13 protein-coding genes are annotated in these 14,514 nt (G+C 41.2%); 5 read left to right on the top strand and 8 right to left on the bottom strand.

Going from position 1 to position 14,514, the window contains the following annotated elements; genetic code table 11:
* Positions 1 to 21: 21 nt before the first annotated feature.
* On the bottom strand, positions 22 to 621 hold the full coding sequence (locus IEV61_RS13695) for an acetate uptake transporter (protein WP_188417576.1): 600 nt from the start codon (positions 619 to 621) through the stop codon (positions 22 to 24).
* A 102-nt stretch (positions 622 to 723) separates the two neighbouring features.
* On the opposite strand from IEV61_RS13695, the gene gpmA reads away from it, so the two are divergent.
* Positions 724 to 1,416, top strand: a complete 693-nt coding sequence (gpmA, locus tag IEV61_RS13690) for a 2,3-diphosphoglycerate-dependent phosphoglycerate mutase (RefSeq protein ID WP_188417574.1) — start codon at positions 724 to 726, stop codon at positions 1,414 to 1,416.
* A gap of 268 nt (positions 1,417 to 1,684) precedes the next feature.
* Here the strand turns inward: gpmA and IEV61_RS13685 are convergent, their stop codons facing one another.
* Positions 1,685 to 4,543: a S9 family peptidase gene (locus tag IEV61_RS13685; RefSeq protein WP_188417572.1), complete on the bottom strand. Its 2,859-nt coding sequence runs from the start codon at positions 4,541 to 4,543 to the stop codon at positions 1,685 to 1,687.
* A 137-nt stretch (positions 4,544 to 4,680) separates the two neighbouring features.
* On the opposite strand from IEV61_RS13685, the gene IEV61_RS13680 reads away from it, so the two are divergent.
* Positions 4,681 to 5,268, top strand: a complete 588-nt coding sequence (locus IEV61_RS13680; protein ID WP_188417570.1) for a Crp/Fnr family transcriptional regulator — start codon at positions 4,681 to 4,683, stop codon at positions 5,266 to 5,268.
* A 63-nt stretch (positions 5,269 to 5,331) separates the two neighbouring features.
* On the top strand, positions 5,332 to 5,697 hold the full coding sequence (locus tag IEV61_RS13675) for a VOC family protein (RefSeq protein ID WP_188417568.1): 366 nt from the start codon (positions 5,332 to 5,334) through the stop codon (positions 5,695 to 5,697).
* A 77-nt stretch (positions 5,698 to 5,774) separates the two neighbouring features.
* Here the strand turns inward: IEV61_RS13675 and IEV61_RS13670 are convergent, their stop codons facing one another.
* The 5 genes from IEV61_RS13670 to IEV61_RS13650 form a co-directional block, all read right to left on the bottom strand.
* Positions 5,775 to 7,151, bottom strand: a complete 1,377-nt coding sequence (locus tag IEV61_RS13670) for an aspartate kinase (protein WP_188417566.1) — start codon at positions 7,149 to 7,151, stop codon at positions 5,775 to 5,777.
* A 166-nt stretch (positions 7,152 to 7,317) separates the two neighbouring features.
* On the bottom strand, positions 7,318 to 8,130 hold the full coding sequence (gene proC / locus IEV61_RS13665; protein WP_188417564.1) for a pyrroline-5-carboxylate reductase: 813 nt from the start codon (positions 8,128 to 8,130) through the stop codon (positions 7,318 to 7,320).
* A gap of 2 nt (positions 8,131 to 8,132) precedes the next feature.
* A complete protein-coding gene (gene argB, locus IEV61_RS13660; protein WP_188417562.1) occupies positions 8,133 to 8,924 on the bottom strand; it encodes an acetylglutamate kinase in 792 nt (263 codons plus the stop codon).
* Positions 8,925 to 9,089: 165 nt separating this feature from the next.
* Positions 9,090 to 10,085, bottom strand: coding sequence for a type I glyceraldehyde-3-phosphate dehydrogenase (gap, locus tag IEV61_RS13655; protein WP_188417560.1), 996 nt, complete (start codon positions 10,083 to 10,085; stop codon positions 9,090 to 9,092).
* 6 nt (positions 10,086 to 10,091) lie between these two features.
* Positions 10,092 to 10,940, bottom strand: coding sequence for a hypothetical protein (locus IEV61_RS13650; protein ID WP_188417558.1), 849 nt, complete (start codon positions 10,938 to 10,940; stop codon positions 10,092 to 10,094).
* 252 nt (positions 10,941 to 11,192) lie between these two features.
* On the opposite strand from IEV61_RS13650, the gene IEV61_RS13645 reads away from it, so the two are divergent.
* A complete protein-coding gene (locus tag IEV61_RS13645) occupies positions 11,193 to 11,882 on the top strand; it encodes an NUDIX hydrolase (protein ID WP_229747139.1) in 690 nt (229 codons plus the stop codon).
* 83 nt (positions 11,883 to 11,965) lie between these two features.
* Here the strand turns inward: IEV61_RS13645 and IEV61_RS13640 are convergent, their stop codons facing one another.
* Positions 11,966 to 12,826 (bottom strand): N-acetylglucosamine kinase, encoded by an 861-nt coding sequence (locus tag IEV61_RS13640; protein ID WP_188417557.1) that lies wholly within the window; start codon positions 12,824 to 12,826, stop codon positions 11,966 to 11,968.
* A gap of 278 nt (positions 12,827 to 13,104) precedes the next feature.
* Here IEV61_RS13640 and IEV61_RS13635 point away from each other — a divergent pair, with 278 nt between their 5' ends.
* Positions 13,105 to 14,436, top strand: a complete 1,332-nt coding sequence (locus tag IEV61_RS13635; RefSeq protein ID WP_308472328.1) for a nucleotide sugar dehydrogenase — start codon at positions 13,105 to 13,107, stop codon at positions 14,434 to 14,436.
* Positions 14,437 to 14,514: the final 78 nt, after the last annotated feature.

Here is a 14,514-nt window from a genome sequence, read left to right as displayed (position 1 = left end):
GCAAACATAGTAATTATGTACTTACTTAGGCTCTATTGTGCCAATTGGCAATACCGTTTTTCCATAAACTTCGTTTAAAACGCCAGCAATACCGGTATAAATAGCCGATGCACCGCAAATAATGCCTTCATAGCCAGCCAGGTGTTTAATACCTGCTTCGCCAGAGGCATCGCCCCAAACCAGCAGTGCAAACAATATAGTTAACGAACCAAATACAAATTGCAGTGCCCTGTTCAAACGCAGTGTGCCAAAGAAAAGACAAAAGGTAAATAAGCCCCACATACTCAGGTAGGCTACCATAGAGCCATTGCTGGCCGGTTCCATCCAACCTAATTTAGGCATAACAATAAGCGCCACCAGCGACAGCCAAAAAAAGCCATAAGAGGTAAAAGCTGTAAGGCCAAAAGTGTTGTTCTTTTTTGCCTCAATAACACCCGCAATTACTTGCGCTGTACCTCCATAAAAAATACCCATGGCCAGTATCATAGAGCTTAGCTCGGTAAAACCGGCGTTGTGAATGTTTAATAAAACGGTGGTCATGCCAAAGGCGCAAAGGCCCAGCGGTGCCGGGTTGGCAATGCCATCCTTTACCACCACAGGAGCAGGTGTAGTTGGAATCATAAAAAAATGGTTAATAATTGGTTAGTGCCTGCAATATAATCTAATCATGCGCAATCCGCAAAAAAATTACAAACCGCTATTAGCTTTAACCGTTATAGCTGCATGGTACAGCAACTGGTATTATTAAGACATGGAGAAAGCACTTGGAATAAAGAAAACCGCTTTACCGGCTGGACGGATGTAGACCTTTCTGAAGGTGGCGTTGAACAAGCCAGGCATGCCGGGCAGTTGTTGAAAAAGCACGGTTACACTTTTGATGTAGGCTTTACTTCGGTGCTTAAACGTTCTATTAAAACCCTGCATATCGTATTGGAAGAAATGGATATGATGTGGATACCGGTACAAAAGTCGTGGCGTTTGAATGAGCGGTTTTATGGTGCACTGCAGGGATTGAATAAACAGGAGACCATTGAAAAGTATGGTGAAGAGCAAGTGCACAAATGGCGGCGCGACCCAAAAGAGCATCCACCTGCTATCACTGAAGATGATGAGCGTTTCCCCGGACATTACCTGCGTTATAATGATTTAACTTACCGCGAACTTCCGCTGACGGAAAACCTGAGCGAAACCATGACCCGCGCATTACCTTTCTGGCATGAAAGCATTGTGCCTGCATTGCGCCAAAATCAAAAAGTAATTATATGCGCACATGGTAACAGTTTGCGGGCATTGGTACAATATATTGATAATTTAAGTGATGAAGCGGTAGCGCAACTGGATATACCCACTGCCACGCCCTGGGTTTATGAACTGGATGAACGGCTGAACCAGATTAGGCATTATTATTTGGAGTAAGTTGGTGGTTGTATGGTGAATTGTTAAGTGGGTTTAATACAACGACGTTATTTTGCTGTGAGGTACGAAGCAATCTATAAACGACAGGCGAACGGCTTGATTAGTCTAAGCAGAGATGCTTCACTATCGCTCGCAATGACGAGTTATATAATGATAAAAGGTGTTTTGAATCAAATTCAAAACACCTTTTATCATTTTTGAGTTTCAATCACTCAATCACTCAATCACTCAATCACTCAATCACTCAATCACTCAATCACTCAATCACTCATTTCGCTTCATCGCTTATGGCTAAACCCCAGTCTTTGCCTTTGTCAACAGCAGGAACACCTGTGGCCATCCATACCGGCATAGGTTTGCCTTTCAGGAAGTGGTCAAAGAATTGTGCTTCGCGGATGGTGATGTCTTTACGATTGCGGCGTTGAACCAGGTTGTGTGCTTCATCGTTGTATTGCAGCAACCAAACCGGTTTGTTTAAACGGCGTAAAGCGGTAAACATTTCAATACCCTGGTACCATGGCACGGCGCCATCGGCATCATTACTCATTACCGCTACCGGTGTGTGCACTTTAGGAAACTGGAAAATAGGAGAGTTCTCTATATACAAGTTTGGTTTATCCCATAGGGTGGCACCAATACGGCTTTGTGTTTTTTCATACTGGAACTGACGGTTAACACCGCTTTCCCAACGTATACCACCGTAAGCTGAGGTCATGTTGGCAACCGGAGCACCGGCCCATGCTGCAGCGTACATATCGGTTTGGGTAATTAAGTAAGCTACCTGGTAACCACCCCAGCTTTGGCCTTGTATACCAATGTGCTTGCCATCTACCCAAGCGTTTTTCTTTAACGATTCAACACCGGAATTAATAAATTCGACAGCCGATTGACCAGGGTGACCAACTTCGTAACTAATATCGGGTACGAACACCAAATAGTCGTTACTTGCAAAGTAAGCAATAGGCAAAGCCGATGGAGAAGGAGCCGGGGTTTTGTACCCGTAAATAGTTTCCGACATTTTCTCGTAGAAGTATACCAGCATAGGATACTTCTTGGTTGGATCAAAATCTTCAGGCTTGTAAAGGATACCTTTTGATTTATAGCCTTTAGGCGTAGTCCATTCTACTAACTCGGCAGTAAACCAGTTATAGTCGGCTTGTTGCGGGTTAATAGCGCTCAGCCTTGTTTCTTTTTTTAAATCGGTAGATACGTATAGGTCTGGCGATTTATCAAAGCTCTGTTTAGTATAAATATATACATCAGCATTTTTAGCTTTGGTTAAACTACCGTAAGAGAATGGTCCACCTATAATTTTTTCGGGGGCCTTGCTTGAGCCGATTGATTGCTTATAGTAAGCCCATTGCTTGTTATCTTCATTTTGGGTTAACAACCATAATGGTTTCTTGGTAGAAATATAACGGTCATCTTCATCAACACCACCCATCAAAGCAGCAAAGCGACCGCCGCCGCCCGGCATAGGGTAACGGAAGATAAGGTGGTTTTTACGACCGGTACCATTAGTTATGTTTTTAGCTGCACCGGTTGAAGGATCTATACTCCAGATATCATAACGATCATAAACCAGCACATTTTTGTCGCCTGTGGTCCAACCGGCAACTCCGTATGCGTTTGCATCATCAGGTACATCGTTGTCTTCTTCGCCTATTTTAACACCTAAAGATTTGGTGAGGTTAACTTTACTGCCTGTGGCAAGGCTATAAGTATAATAGTTTTGATCTTTCGAATCGAACCAAATCACATAGTTACCACCGGTTGAAAACTGGAATCGGCCTTTAGTGCGCGGAATAATTCTTTTACGTTCGCCGGTTTTGGTGTCAATAAGGTAAGCTTCCTGGCTGCCGCTTCCTTCCCATTGGGCTTGTACGCGTGTACCGGTATCGGTAGTACCCAATACGTAGCGCGAATCGTTACCAATAGGCTGAGAGATGTTCTCAATATATTTATCGGCCAGTTGGATCAGTTTTAAATCTGATTCTGCCGGGTGTATTACTGCCAGGTAACTGCGACGCAGATCGCGCTGCAAGGTTTTAAGCTGTTGAGGCTGCAGGTACTCATCTTTATAATTCCAGATGTCGAGTTTGGCTGTTTCGAAATCAACCAAAGTGGTATCAGCAGGTTTTGGAATGGGCGCAGTACCAAAGAAAAGGTTGCTCCCGCTTTTGCTAAAATAAACACGTCCGTCGCCGCTAACCGACCATTTTTGGGTTATACCCGCCATGCCCGGACCTGCAATAGCAGTAGCGCTATCTTTAGAAGTGTTATAGTAATATAATTTGAAAGGCTTTACTTGTGCTTTTTCCGGGTTTTTTTCGGCAGTGAACGCCAGTTGTTTGGCTGTTTCATCAAACACCAGGTTTTTATATGTACCACGGCCACTGCTGATTGACTTAACGGCATCCTTCTCTATATCATAAAAATAAACACCCGATTGCACGTCTTTTGAACGGCGTGGAGCGGTAACGGCATAGGCTAGGAACTTACCGTCTTTACTTAATTGATAATCGGTTACATATTTAAAGGTGCGCTGCTTACCGGTAACTAATTGCTTAACAGTAAGGTCAGCACCTTCGCGGGTTGGCGGGGCAATGGTGTTGGCAACCGCACGACGTGAGGTATCGCCAGCAGGGGCACGTTTAACCGTGTCTGAAGGCGCCAGGTAGGCCATAACAGGTGCCTTGTCGGCTAATTTAAACGAGCGTACACCTGCAACCTTGGTCATTGCGGTGCTGCCAAGCGGCATAAATGCCAAGGTATCTTTAGGCATTTCGTCCGGGCGTTTCTTTTTAATGCGGGCCATGCGGGTAACTGCATACGGCGGTCTGATCAAAAATACTGCATATTTAGAATCGCTGGTGAAACGTGCAGTATCCGCCCGTGGGATGGTCAGCTTGCCCGTGTTTTTTGCGGTAAGGATTACCATGTTGGCATCACCTTGTTGTGGACGTACCACATAACCTATCCACTTACCATCGTTGGATACAATTTGGTTGGCAACGCTTTGCCAGCTATCGTAAACCGAATGGTCGAGCGGTTTTTTAGATGCTTTTTGAGCAAAAACGCTCATACCGGCAGCCGAAAATAAGCTTAACAGTAAAATTTTACGCATTTGAGTTTAGTTTGTTGTTTAATTGTACTAAAAGTGCGTAAAAAGTTACTTAAATAAAAGTTGGCTATGAAAAAGTTACAATGTAAAAGAGGGTGCCTTTTGTTTTTTAATCAGTTAGATGTATTATTACCAAAGTTATGTTTACTGTGGACCCAAGTTACCCTATAAAATATACTGAATTTGCCCAGGCTCTAAGATCAACAGGTACCTATACTCATGAAGAGATTATGCTTTTTAAAAGAGAGGTGAAAGTTAAAGTGGCACAAAGAGGGGAGGTTTTAACTGCTCAGGGTGAAACAGCCAAATCAGTTTTTTATCTTTTAAAAGGCGCGGTATACCAGCATACTGCAAATAGCGTCATAGACCTTCATTTGGAAAGCGAATGGTTTTTTAACCACCAGAGCTTTGTATCACAAAGGCCTTCTGATGTTGAGATTGCTGCTTTTGCAGAAAGCACAATGCTTGAAGTTAGTTTAGAATCTATACACTATTTAATAACTAAATCACCTGCGTTTTTTCAGATGAACAAGATCATGGCACAGGCAAAGCAAAGGCTTTATTTTTACGATAATAAGCTTTCTCCTTTACAGCAGTATCAATTCATTATTGATAATAAGCCTGAACTATTGCAAAAGTTTCCTTTGCAAATAATAGCTTTATATTTAAAAATAGCACCCGAAACCTTAAGCAGAGCACGTGAAAGACTTTTCAAGCGCGGTTCTTGATTTTGATCAAGCGCTTTATGGCACCAGCTTTCTTATTTTTGAAGACACGATTAAACAAACGTTATGGAACAAAATGTAATATCTATCAGGCCTTTTGTAGGTGCTCAGAACTTTGAGATTTCCAGAAGCTTTTACCGAGATTTAGGTTTTGAAGAAGTTGTGCTCTCTCATAACATGTCGCTTTTCAGAACAGGTAAATTAGGGTTTTACTTGCAAGACGCTTATGTGAAAGACTGGATAGACAACACGATGTTATTTATGGAGGTTGAAAATGTGAATGAATTTTGGAATCATCTCATCACCTTAAACCTGACAGAGAAATATTCAACGGTAAAATTAACACCGATAAGGATAGAAGCCTGGGGAAGAGAATGCTTCGTACATGACCCATCAGGTGTTTTATGGCATTTTGGGGAATTTTTTAATTAGATGCCAAAAAGAAAAAGCCGTATCAGCGTTGTGAACAGACGCAGATACGGCTTTGTTAAATTTGTTTGTAAGCGGCTTTACGCCATAGCCTTGTTTAAAGCAATAACGGCTGTATCAAAATCCTGACGCTCAACCAGGAACTGGATATTTACTTGTCTTAAGGCAAAACCTGCGCTTTTGATATTCACCCCAGCCTGCGCTAAAGCGGTAGCAGCCTTAGCCAATAAACCCGGCTGATCCATATTGGAGCTGATAAGGCACACAATAGCCACCTTTTCTACAGATACTTTTTCAAAGTTCGTTTGAAGTTCTTTGAACAGATTATCGGTGTAATCTTTTTCCCAGATAACAATAGAGATGCTATTGGCGCTGGTAGCTTTAAAGTTGTAGCTCACATTGTGATGCGCGAATATTTGCATAATATGCAAATCGGTACCTACATTACCCACCATTAATGGGTCGTAAATATCAACCATAACCAGTTTGTTGGTACCGGTAATAACTTCAACCTTTTTTTCGGGCGATACATATTCGCGGGTAATTAAAGTGCCGGGATGTTCGGGCTCAAAAGTGTTTTTGATTCTTAAGTTTATAGCATTAATTTCCAAAGGTTTAGATGCCTTCGGGTGAATGGCCTCCATACCTACGTCTGCAAGTTGATCGGCTACATCGTAATTGGTAAAGCCCACAGGGAAACAGTTGTTAACGCCCACCAGCATAGGATCGGCCGAGCATAAATGGTATTCTTTATGGATAATGGCTTCCTGCGGTTTTACAGCAACGGCAATTTTACTGAAAGTAACTTCAGAATACCCGCGGTCAAACTCACGCATAATACCTTCGGTTCCTTTAGTGTAGCCGGTGGCTATACAGATAGTGTTGGCAAAGTCTATGTCTTTAAAAGCCTGCTTAATGCGCTCATCAATGGTATAAGGCTCATGGTCATGAAAACCGCTGAGATCAACCAGTGTAGCGTTAATGCCCATGTTTTGCAAAATGTTAGTAAATACAAAGGCAGAATGCGTTTCACCAATAGACGCTAAGATCTCTCTCGCAGCCTGTAAGATACCCTCGGTGCTTACATAGCCCGATGCAAGGATACCGGTGAGGTTGTTTAAAAAACCTTCGGCATGACGCACGTGCTTCTCAATAAAATCATCAGCAACAGCAACATCTAAACCTAATGAATCGTATTGTTGGTTTAGCTGCTTTAATTTAACAATAAGGTTGTAAAGGGCTTCTTTAAAATCCTGCTGCCTTGCAACAAGGTGATAAACACCGGGTTCGCCCGTCTTTTTGTTTTCTAAAAGTATATTGGTTACGCCCGAAAATGCCGACACCACAAATATGCGGTTATATAACTCATTGCCGGTACGATTATACTGGATGATGTTTTTAACTACATCGCCCAGGGCACTCATAGAGGTGCCGCCTATTTTTTCTACAGTTAACATTTTAGTTATTATGTTATGGAGTTGGTAAGACATTAAGAAAATACTTACAGCTACCTGGCTCGCAAAAATTGATAATTATAAAACCCGGCAAATATATAAGTTTGTTCCCACTTACGGACTTACGGACTTACGGACTTACGGACTTACGGACTTACGGACTTACGGACTATCCTTCTTTCTTATATAGCGCACCGGCTTTTTCCGCCGATAGCTTGATGCCCTTTATTAGTGCCGAGCTAAAGCCATGGTGTTCCATTTCGTTCAAACCTGCAATGGTACACCCCTTTGGCGAAGTCACCTTATCTATTTCCTGCTCGGGGTGTGAGGCCAGTTGCAATAACAAGTCGGCGGCACCTTTGGCTGTTTGGGCAGCCATTTTTAAGGCATCGTGGGCATGGAAGCCAATTTCGGTACCACCTTGCGATGCAGCACGTATAGAGCGTAAGAAGAATGCAATTCCGCAAGCGCATAGGGCAGTGGCCGAGGTCATGAGTTCTTCATTAATTTGAACAGTGATGCCTACCGTATCGAACAAAGATTTAACCACTTGCATATTTTCGGCCGAAGCGGTATCAGTACCAATGCAGGTCATAGAATGGCCAATGGCTATGGCGGTATTAGGCATAGCACGCACTACCTGTACATTTAATCCCAACTGTTTGCGGATATCTTCGCAGCTAACACCCGATACTACCGATATAAACAATTGGTTATCAACATCAATAGCCGGCTTTATTTCGTCTAAAAGCTTATTTAATTGTTGAGGAAGTATAGCTAATACTACAATACCAGCCTCACTTACTGCATGTGCATTGTCTGCCGTGGTAATTAATCCGGCTTCGGCCAAATCGGCCAGGGCAGCTACATTGCGGCGTGTTAAGATAATTTCTTCAGGCTCATACTTGTTGGCCTTAATTAAACCCTTGGCTAATGACAAGCCAATGTTACCGCTGCCTAAAATGGCAATTTTACTGTTCATGGTTATTTACTTAATCGTGTACCAAATGGTTGGTTCTGTCGAATTTTACTTAATTCCTGGGCATGACCTATAATAACTGCTTTTACACCGCAGGCAATAGCGGTAAAGGCATTATCAAGCTTTGGCAGCATACCGCTATGGATGATTTTTTCTTTCTTCAACTCTTCGTAGCGGGCAGGATCAATATCCTGGATGAGTGATTGTTCATCATCAATGTCTTTTAAAACACCTTTCTTCTCGAAGCAGTATATTAACGTAGTTTCGTAAAGGGGCGAAAGAGCCACCGCCAGCGCAGAAGCAATAGTGTCGGCATTGGTGTTGAGCATCTGGCCTTCGCCATCGTGTGTAAGGGCGCAAAAAGCAGGAGTGAAGCCTGCTTCCATTAGTTTGCTTATGTTTTGAGCGTTTACCGATGTATCATTTAAATCGCCCACAAAACCGTAATCAATGGTTTTAACCGGGCGTTTGGCGGCTTTTATAAAATTACCGTCGGCACCCGTTAAGCCAATAGCATTGGTGCCAAAGCGCTGTAACTGGGCTACAATGTTTTTGTTTATTAGACCAGCATAGACCATCGTGACAACCCGTAAGGTTTCAATATCGGTAATACGGCGGCCATCAACCAGGTGAGCTTCAATGCCCATTTGTTCGGAGATGGTGGTTGCTAGTTTTCCACCGCCGTGTACCAAAATCTTGTGACCATCTAAGGCTGTAAAGTCCTTTAAGAAGTGGTACAAATTCTCGGAGTTGTCAATAACGTTGCCCCCGATTTTTATAATGTATAACGGTTTCATAGTAAACAGTAACATCGCTTTTAATTGCGTGGGGACTATTATAGTGATTTTTTAAATATTATGCGGTAAAAATGTCTATTAAAGTGATAGACAATAAAGATTGGTCAGAAACACAAAGAGCCTGACATTATGCCAAGCTCTTTATGTTTATACATATTTGAAGGATTAGAACTTACCCAACTCTTCCACTAAGTCGATCAGTTTGTTCGAGTAACCCCACTCATTATCATACCAAGATACAACTTTAACGAAGTTGTCGTTCAATGCAATACCTGCTTTAGCATCAAAAATTGATGTGCGTGCATCACCTTTAAAATCTTCCGATACTACTTCATCTTCGGTGTAACCCAAAATGCCTTTCAATTCACCTTCAGAGGCTTCTTTCATTGCAGCTTTGATGGCTTCGTATGATGCACCTTTTTTCAATTTTACTGTTAAATCAACCACCGATACGTCGGCTACTGGTACGCGGAAAGCCATACCAGTTAATTTACCTTTTAATTCAGGAATAACTAAAGTTACTGCTTTAGCAGCACCAGTTGATGAGGGGATGATATTTTGGTAAGCACCACGGCCACCTCTCCAGTCTTTAGCCGATGGGCCGTCCACTGTTTTTTGAGTAGCAGTAACTGCGTGTACAGTGCTCATTAAACCTTCTTCAATACCAAAGCTGTCGTTCAATACCTTAGCAATAGGAGCAAGGCAGTTAGTAGTACAAGATGCGTTAGATACGATAGTGTTCCCAGCAGTAAGGTTTTTGTGATTAACACCCATTACAAACGTAGGGGTATCATCTTTAGCCGGGGCCGACATCACTACTTTTTTAGCGCCAGCATCAATGTGCTTTTGAGCAGTTTCCTGAGTTAAAAATAAGCCAGTAGACTCAATAATCACTTCAGCACCAACATCACCCCATTTCAGGTTAGCAGGGTCTTTTTCTGCTGTTACACGGATAGTTTTACCGTTTACAACAAGGTTACCATCTTTAACTTCGATTGTACCATCAAATTTACCATGGGTAGAGTCATATTTTAACATATAAGCCATGTAATCTGGCTCAACTAAATCGTTGATACCAACTACTTCAACACCCGGACGGGTAATGGCGGCTCTGAAAGCTAAACGACCAATACGGCCGAATCCGTTAATTCCTATTTTCATCGTTTTTTAATTTTTATTAGAATAATACGTTAATAAATTATTGATAGGTTCTTTTAGTATGTAAGCAATTTCCAAGCCCGAATTTGCTGCGGCTTTTTCAAGGTATGGTTTAAAACCTGCTGCCACAGACCCAGCCATGTGTATACCGGCCTCGGGGTATTGTTCTTTTAAGGGCACCACATAAGTATCAATCATCTGCTCAAAGCCGCTTATAATGATGTTTTGCAGAAATTCATTATCCTGATTATCTTTATAAAAATCGGCCAACGAACTCAAGTACAATGCCGGCTGTCTTTGACGGTAAACTTTATCTAAAAGCGTTTTACGGTCAGCATCGTAGCGCTTAATGAATTTTTTGTGCAAAGCGTCGGGCAGGGTTTCGTTTAGGTAAGCTTTAATCAACTGTTTACCCAGCCAGTTACCCGAACCTTCATCCGCTAAAATATATCCTAAGCCATAATTGTTAGGCTTGACTTTTTTTCCATCGAACCAGGCTGCGTTAGAACCGCTACCGCAAATACACACAATACCTGGCTCACTTTTACAACAGGCAATTGCGGCGCCAAGCATATCATGATCTACCTGTACCTTAGCATATTTAAAAAATGATGATAAGCTATTGCTCACCGCTTCTTTTAAATTCTTATTTAAAACCCCCGCACCAAAAAAGTAAATGCGTTTAATTTCTTCGGCGTGGTGTATAAGGTTTATATTCTTATTAAGCAGTTGCAAAATGTGCTTCTCGTTATTAAAAAACGGGTTTATACTGCTGGTTTTAAACGAGGCCACCGTGCGGCCTTTATCGGCCAAACGCCAGTCTGCATAATTAGATCCGCTATAAATAACTGCAACCATAGGTTTGTATAGCTTTTGTGGGCGGGCAAATATAACAACTTTGGTGGCTTATTACCCTAAAGTAGCGTAGCTATTGTGTAAAAATTACACCAGTGTATTTTTCGGGGTTACAAGCCTCTGTTTTAGGCGTCAATTTTTACAAAATTGTATCGATTTATGTTTAAAAATGTATACTTGCATTTGCAGGTTTAACAAGTATTTACTTCACCTGTACACTAAAGAAATATCATTTAAACCTTTATAAACGGAGTCTTGGAACAACTGGTTAAATTTGAGTCTGAATTTTCTATCGATTGCGTGATCTTCGGTTTTGAGGCCGGCGAATTAAAGATCTTGCTAATTGAGCGGAATGATGAGCCTTTTAAAGACTGGCCGGCCTTACCGGGTAACCTCGTAGAAAACGATGAGGGTATAGAAGAGGCAGCAGAACGTATTTTACATGAGCTAACCGGCCTTGATGATTTGCATATGGAGCAATTTCATACGTTTGGAGATGTGCACCGTCACCCCCGGGGGCGCATTATTACCGTTGCTTATTATGCATTGATACGCATCGATAGTCAAAAGGAATTAAAGCCTGGTCAGTTAGCAAAAAAAGCTTTGTGGCACACCGTTAATGATTTGCCTAAACTGGCATTTGATCATACTGAAATTTTTAAAACAGGTTTTAATAAATTGCGTCGCAGGCTGAGTTATCAACCTATTGCTTATGAATTACTTCCCGAAAAATTTACACTTACCCAGCTTCAGCAACTTTATGAGGCCATATTAAATAAGAAGTTAGATAAACGTAACTTTAGGAAAAAGATGCTGAGTTATGGCTTTTTGAAAGAACTGGATGAGAAACAGAAAAATGTATCGTTCAGGGCTGCAAAGCTATATAAATTTGACAGGCGTAAATACAGCAAGATATTTCAAAACGAACTGGGTGTTGATGTTTAAAGTCGATCACCACAATATCGATAATACTATAAAAGAAAAGCGCTTTGATTTTGTCAAAGCGCTTTTCTTTTATAGTCTGTTGCTTATAACTGGCTTGGTGCAAGTTCTAAGTGGTATTTTACAAGGTTATCTATAGGCGAGCGAATAATGGTACCCATTTTCATGCCATTTTCGGTAACCACTTCTTCCAATACGTTTCTGAAGTTATAGCCAACAGAACCAATACAATTGAATGAATAGTTTTTGTAGTTAGGATAATGGGTTACCAGGTTGCGGAAAAAATCTTCAAATGAAGTCTTCACCAAGTTACGTGTATATTCGAGGTGAACGTTGTTATCATACACGAATTTGCTAAAGCCAGCACAAAAACGGTTGGCCAGAGGTTGCGAGTAAACCTGCTCGTTAACATCATCGGGAGTTAGGTGATAAGTTTCCCAGAAATTCTTACGTACGGCTTCCGGCATGTAGCCGCGGAGGTAATCGACCAATAACTTTTTACCAATATAACAACCACTGCCTTCGTCGCCTAATATATACGCGCCAGAGTCTATATTATGGAGTACATCTTTTCCATCATAGATGCAGGTATTAGTACCTGTTCCTAAAATTGCAGCAAAACCTTCGCTATGTCCTAATAATGCACGCGCGGCTGCCAACAAATCATGACCTATATTAACTTTCGCATTAGTAAACACAATGCTCATCGCTTCCTGAACTATTTTGCGTTTTTCGGCGGTTGAGCAACCAGCACCATAATAATTTACTTCGGTAAGGTGTGCGCGGTCAAGATCTTCGGGCAGATTATTGTTTAAAGACTCTATGATGTATTCCTTACTTACAAAATATGGATTATAACCTTCAGTATTAAAGTATACTTTTTTACCCTCATCATTTACTAAACACCAGTTGGTTTTAGTTGAGCCGCCGTCGGCAATTAATTTCATAGGCTTACTTTATAATTTGTTTGGGTTAAAAGTAGGATTTACTTGCTTTTAAAAAAAACAATTTGATGTAAAAAATACACTAACTCTGTTTTACTTTAATTTAATCGATTGTTTATGAAGCGTTAATTTTCTACTTCGATATTGAACTGGAACAAAATTCAATCAAATTGGTTTCGTGCAAATCAATGAGCGGGGGAGTGTGAATAAAAACACTTCGACGCGGCTCAGAAATTATCTGTACATTTGCAGGCTATCTACTAATTGAGAACTCCATAATAATGTTTGATCTTTCAAACCAAAGCATCGCTGCATTGCCGCAGCACAATGCTGTTTCTATTGCCGTAATAGGTTTAGGGTATGTGGGCCTTCCGCTGGCTGTGGAGTTTGCCACCAAATATCCGGTTGTGGGTTTCGATCAATCGTCAAATCGTATTAACGAACTCAAGAGCGGTTTTGACCGTACCCACGAAATCACATCTGAATTTCTGCAAAATACGAAAAACGCTGCCAGTCAACAAACAGGCCTTTATTTTACTGCAGATGAAGTGCAGATGCAAAACTGCAACGTCTATGTTGTAGCGGTACCCACACCTACAGATAAACATAACCGTCCGGATCTTAGCCTGATTATTAAAGCAAGCCAATCAGTAGGTAGAGCATTGAAAACAGGCGATGTGGTGATTTATGAATCCACCGTATATCCGGGTGTAACCGAAGAAGTTTGCGTTCCTATACTTGAAGAAGTTTCTGGCCTGAAGTTTAATGCAGATTTTTATGCAGGTTATTCTCCTGAGCGTATAAACCCTGGCGACAAGGTGCATACGCTGACCAATATTATTAAGGTAACTTCTGGGTCAACTCCTCACGTGGCTGACTTTGTTGATGATTTATACAAATCCATAATCAAAGCTGGTACTCATAAAGCGCCAAGCATTAAAGTAGCCGAAGCTTGTAAGGTTATTGAGAATTCCCAGCGAGATATAAACATTGCTTTTGCAAATGAGATTGCAAAGATCTTTAATCTACTACATATAGATACGCAGGCAGTATTAGAAGCTGCCGGCACCAAATGGAACTTTTTAAACTTCAAACCAGGTTTAGTAGGAGGGCATTGCACAGGAGTAGACCCCTACTATTTGGCTCAAAAAGCACAAGAGGTAGGGTACCATCCAGAAATTATCTTAGCCGGTCGCCGTATTAATGATGGTATGGGAACTTACGTTGCCCAGGAAGTTGTTAAATTGATGATCAAGAATAACATTGCCATAAAGCAAGCCAACATTCTGATCTTAGGTTTTACCTTTAAAGAGAACTGCCCCGATGTTCGCAATACGCGTGTGGTAGATATAGTGAGAACACTTAATGAGTATGACACATGTTGCGATATTTACGACCCTTGGGCAGACCCAGTAGAAGTACAGCGCGAATATCAATTACACCCTTGCAATAAATTTGAGCAATTAAATGGCCAATATGATGCAATTATATTAGCCGTTGCACATGATGAATTTTTGAAACTTGATTATGAAATGTTGAAGAGAAAATCTAATTCCATTTTATACGATATTAAGAGTGTAATAAATAATAAGTTGGTCAATGGCAGGTTATAATCAAGGTCATATTTATTGAGATGAATTGTATATCTAAGTAATTTTATTTTATATTAATTATATCCTCAACGAATTATT

The sequence above is a fragment of the Mucilaginibacter galii genome (assembly GCF_014635825.1).
In the GTDB taxonomy this organism is placed as follows: domain Bacteria; phylum Bacteroidota; class Bacteroidia; order Sphingobacteriales; family Sphingobacteriaceae; genus Mucilaginibacter; species Mucilaginibacter galii.
The sequence above is the reverse complement of the archived record's forward strand: the minus strand, read 5'-3'. Positions and strand labels throughout refer to the sequence as shown.

What these genes read in the sequence shown, in the direction of transcription:
- IEV61_RS13695 (WP_188417576.1), bottom strand. Translation starts at nt 621, where the DNA reads ATGATTCCAACTACACCTGCTCCTGTGGTGGTAAAGGATGGCATTGCC.
- gpmA (WP_188417574.1), top strand. Translation starts at nt 724, where the DNA reads ATGGTACAGCAACTGGTATTATTAAGACATGGAGAAAGCACTTGGAAT.
- IEV61_RS13685 (WP_188417572.1), bottom strand. Translation starts at nt 4,543, where the DNA reads ATGCGTAAAATTTTACTGTTAAGCTTATTTTCGGCTGCCGGTATGAGC.
- IEV61_RS13680 (WP_188417570.1), top strand. Translation starts at nt 4,681, where the DNA reads ATGTTTACTGTGGACCCAAGTTACCCTATAAAATATACTGAATTTGCC.
- IEV61_RS13675 (WP_188417568.1), top strand. Translation starts at nt 5,332, where the DNA reads ATGGAACAAAATGTAATATCTATCAGGCCTTTTGTAGGTGCTCAGAAC.
- IEV61_RS13670 (WP_188417566.1), bottom strand. Translation starts at nt 7,151, where the DNA reads ATGTTAACTGTAGAAAAAATAGGCGGCACCTCTATGAGTGCCCTGGGC.
- proC (WP_188417564.1), bottom strand. Translation starts at nt 8,130, where the DNA reads ATGAACAGTAAAATTGCCATTTTAGGCAGCGGTAACATTGGCTTGTCA.
- argB (WP_188417562.1), bottom strand. Translation starts at nt 8,924, where the DNA reads ATGAAACCGTTATACATTATAAAAATCGGGGGCAACGTTATTGACAAC.
- gap (WP_188417560.1), bottom strand. Translation starts at nt 10,085, where the DNA reads ATGAAAATAGGAATTAACGGATTCGGCCGTATTGGTCGTTTAGCTTTC.
- IEV61_RS13650 (WP_188417558.1), bottom strand. Translation starts at nt 10,940, where the DNA reads ATGGTTGCAGTTATTTATAGCGGATCTAATTATGCAGACTGGCGTTTG.
- IEV61_RS13640 (WP_188417557.1), bottom strand. Translation starts at nt 12,826, where the DNA reads ATGAAATTAATTGCCGACGGCGGCTCAACTAAAACCAACTGGTGTTTA.
- IEV61_RS13635 (WP_308472328.1), top strand. Translation starts at nt 13,105, where the DNA reads ATGTTTGATCTTTCAAACCAAAGCATCGCTGCATTGCCGCAGCACAAT.